General features: G+C 71.0%; 2 protein-coding genes and 1 pseudogene. All 3 read right to left on the reverse strand.

Going from position 1 to position 3,428, the window contains the following annotated elements:
- A pseudogene (locus A6A27_RS07345) lies at positions 1-672 on the reverse strand (hypothetical protein); the annotation flags it as partial.
- 98 nt (positions 673-770) lie between these two features.
- On the reverse strand, positions 771-1,604 hold the full coding sequence (locus A6A27_RS07350; RefSeq protein ID WP_143193926.1) for a hypothetical protein: 834 nt from the start codon (positions 1,602-1,604) through the stop codon (positions 771-773).
- Between the two features lie 223 nt (positions 1,605-1,827).
- Positions 1,828-3,428: zinc ribbon domain-containing protein (locus tag A6A27_RS07355; RefSeq protein WP_198940220.1), on the reverse strand; the 1,601-nt coding region annotated here is incomplete at its 5' end.

Genomic DNA, 3,428 nt, shown 5'->3' on the forward strand with positions numbered 1-3,428 from the left:
ACCTCGCCCGACTCGCCCTGGCCGCATGAACCCAGCAATAAGCCAGCAGGATCCAGTTGGCGGCGGGGCGCGACGCGCCCGTGCTCCCGGGCGGCCCTGACGGCGGCGGCCGGGGCCGCGGTGGTGTCGGCGTCGGCCAGTTCCTCGCCGAAGACACCGACTGCGGACTTCTTCAGCCGCGCGGTGTGCGCGCCCAGCACGTCCAGCTTCTGGCCCTGGCTCAACCCCCTCGACACCGGTGACGGAGCCGCCGTCCGCGCGCTGCACGATCAGCGGCAGCGAGCCGGAGTGCGCGTCGTCGAAGCCCTCCGCGACCAGCTTGGTGACGTTGAACAGTTCGTGGTCGAGCACCGACGCCGGGCCGGTGAGGTCCGCCACGTCCGACGGGACGATGTAGGTGTCCGTGCCGACGGTGTTCACGGCGAAGGTGACGCCGGTGCGGTCCACCCCGGGCAGCGGGGCGACGGTGTAGGTGGGCTTGCCGTCGGCACCGATGCCCACCGTGATCCGGTCGCCGGTGATCAAGGTGACGGTGGTGCCGCCGGGGCCGGCCGCGTCGATGGCGGCGCTGTCGCCGGAGGCCGCGGTGGCGGTTCCTCCGGTCAGGCAGGTCGTAAAGGCCAGCGCCGCGGCCGACAGCGTGGCCAGGGTGGCTCTGGTGAGGGGTCTCACGGTACCTCCGGGTGATCGGACTTCCTGTGCGGGGGCGGTCGAGCAGCTGCTGTGGTCGCCGGTGCTTCCTACCGGCCGGGGACGCTAGGGCGAGGCTGTTACAGCGGAGTTCGCAGCGCCGCGTCGAGTGAACTCGCCGGCGGCCGCCTCACCACGGCGGCGTCCTGGCGAGGTCGATCCGCCTCAGCCCGGCCGGACAGGGCAGCTAGGCGGCCAGGGCATCGGCTCGCGGCGGGCTGCCGTCCGTCTCTAGGGCGCGTGGTAGCGAGGCGTTCTGCTTCGTCCGCGTCGATCCACACAGTGTCGGTCTCGAGCCGCAGGAGCAGGCCGTCGGTACTGAGCGACGCGGAGGCGGACAGCGGCGCGAGCCCGGGTTCCACGGCGCGGTGGGCGGCGTGTCGGGCCACGCGTAGGACCGCATGAAACTGGCTGATGGCACGCAGCGAACCGGGCTGATCCAGCGCCGAGCGGTCGTAGACGCACCGGCAGTCCACCCGGCGCTCCAGCACGCCCAGCACCTCCCTGGTCCGGTCGGTATGCCGGACGAAGGGCACCCTCGCCAACACCAGCATCTCCCGCTCGACAGAAGCCTCCACCTCCGCCCAACGCCGCGCCAGCCCAGGCCCATCGAGCAGCTCCACCGGGCCGGCAGGCGAGACACCCGAGGCCACACTGTGCTCCGCCACCAGGGAAGCCAGAGCCCTCCGCGCGCGGGACAACTCCTGCTCACGGCGCTGGATCAGCGACTCGACCGCAACCTGCGGCGGCAACGCACACGAGAGGCCCGGACCGCCAGCTGTCAAGCTCAGCAGACCCCGGTGAGCCAACGCCTTGACCAGCCGCTCGACCTCGGCGACCGGCAGTCCAAGGACCGCAGCGAGATCCTCCGTGGTGGCCGGCCCAGCCTGCACCAGACGGCGGTAGAGCCGCACCTCCGCCGCCCGCCGCGCCCACACCAAGTACGGACAGCGCGCCGTCCAAGTCCTGCGACTGCTCAGCTACGGAAGTCACGAACGCCCGCTCCCGGATACTCGGTGCATTCGGCGATGACTAGGGGGCTGCAGGAACACAGCCGAGGTCGGGCAGCGGCGCACTGGTGGGATGGAGTCAGCTCCGGTGGGCACGGGAAGTCGACGAAGCCGGGAGCGTCTCTGGTCAGCCTAGTGATCCTGAGTCGGATTGAGTTTCCGGGATCGTTTCCCACCGTGGCGGGGAGGCGTGGGCATGCAGGTGAAATCCCGCGCCCAAGGCGGCCCCTCGTGGCCGGTGGCCGGTGGTGGGTGTGCTGATCGTGTTCACGCCCTGGTGTCGGTGGGCTGCGCGGGGCAGCCGGGTCCGGTCCGTTGGTGCGTGTCCCTCCGGGCGCTTGCCCGCTCGGCTGTGGGGCCGGGTGGGGGAGGGTGCCCTGCGTCGCCTGGGCGCGGGGCGTGTTGCCTTGTGCCGGGTGGGGCCGGTCTTCGACCGGTCCACCCGACTCACCTTCGTGATGACCGCTGTGGCTTCGAGTTTGTCGACCACGGCGCGGATCACCATCTGACCGCTGGTCTTGTCGATGACGGTCTTGGCCTGGTGGGTGAGGCCGCGGGCGGCGATGCGCCGCCAGGCGCCGTGGTCGCGGTCGCCCTGCCAGCGGCAGGACTGGTTGGGGCAGATGGCCCACTTCCAGCCCGCCACGGTCGGCTTGTCGGGCGCTTTGCGATGTTGCAGCACGGTCAGGCATTGCGGGCAGCGCTTGGACGTGTTGCGGGCGGGGACGGTGACCACGGCGATACCCTGCTCGGCGGCGAGGTGCCGCATGCGGTCGACGATCTTTCCGCGTACCTGCTGGGACAGGCGCGTGTTCAGGATGGCGCCCATGCCCCGTGCTTCCAAAGACCGCAGGTCTTCCAGATAGATCACGGACGCCCGGGCGGCGATCGCCTGGTCGACGGCCCAACGGGCGGCAGCCCAGGCGAGCGCGTTGTTCAGGTTCTGGCGGCGTTCGGAGACGTGGCGGATCTCGTCGCGCAGGACCGCATGCTTGCCGACGAGGTGATGGCGCTCGTTGACGCCGATGAGCCGCTGGTAGTGCTCGACCTTGGCGTGCAGCCGCTCACCGTGACGGCGCAGCCGGTGCTGCTTCGCGAGGACCCCGGCGGCCCGGAACTGGCCACCAGCCCCCAACGCCGCGATCCGCCCGTCGGTGTGCAGTCGTACGGCCCCCGCGCTGAGGAGGGTGTTCACGCCCCAGTCCACACCGAGCCCGACCGTGTGACCGGCGCGGCGGGCTTTCGCCACGACATGGGTGAATGCCACATCGGCGCGCACCCTGCCACCCAGGACACGGAGAGTGGGCAGGTGCAGCACCGCACCCGCAGGGACCGTGGGCGGCAGGATGATCGGACAGGCCACCCACGTCCAGTCCCGATACGCGCGCGGATCCGGCCGTAAGGGCAACTGCAAGCGCAGCAGCACCCTGCCCGGGTCGGTCTCGCAACGCTCGAGGGTGGCCTGCTGCCTGTCACACGCGGCCAGCAGCAGCATCCGCGGGACCCTCGGAGCGCCTTCGAGTTCGAACACGTCCACCGGCAGCCGACCGTTGGCGTTGAGGAACGTGACAACCTGCCGGGTCCGGCCCTTGATGACATTCGACGGCAGATGCTCCCCGCCCGGGATCGAGGCCGCCGGGTAGCGGGCGGGAGTCTCACCCGCCCGCCCCCACAGATCCGGACGTAAGCCTCTCGGCTTATCCGGCTCGTGCCGTCCAGTTGTCAGGT

It is taken from the genome of Micromonospora sp. CB01531 (assembly GCF_001905095.1).
Lineage (GTDB): Bacteria > Actinomycetota > Actinomycetes > Mycobacteriales > Micromonosporaceae > Micromonospora.